The sequence below is a fragment of the Bradyrhizobium sp. CSA112 genome (genome assembly GCF_029051645.1).
Classification (GTDB): Bacteria; Pseudomonadota; Alphaproteobacteria; order Rhizobiales; family Xanthobacteraceae; genus Bradyrhizobium.
Window position 1 is genome coordinate 1 of record NZ_JAACFS010000171.1, and the last position, 389, is coordinate 389.

Genomic DNA, 389 nt, shown 5'->3' on the forward strand with positions numbered 1-389 from the left:
CTGCAGCGAGCAGGAATGGCAGGCCCGTGGCTGGGATTGGGTCGACCCCTTGAAAGACTCGAAAGCGGCGACCGAGAGCATCGCCAACCGCACCAAGTCGCGCGGTTATTACATCCGCCTCAATGGCGACGACCCCGACGAGGTCTTCGAGGAGATCGAGGCCGAGGAGCAACTGCTCCGCGAGAAGGGGCTGCTCGCTGATCCGAAGAAAACCGAAAAGGAGCAGCCCTACGATGGCCGAGAAGAAGCCGCCGACGACGAATAGCGCGGAGCCGATGCCCGTCCTGCGTCAGATCGAGGGCCAGCAGCTGCAGCGCGTGCTGGCTGTCGACCGCGACACCTTAGATCTCGAGCAGCGCACCGTCGAGGTGGCCGTCTCGAGTGAATAC

General features: G+C 63.5%; 1 pseudogene. It reads left to right on the forward strand.

From position 1 onward, the window contains the following. Window positions 1-265 (forward strand): annotated as a pseudogene (locus GWE18_RS42180) (hypothetical protein); the annotation flags it as partial. Window positions 266-389: the final 124 nt, after the last annotated feature.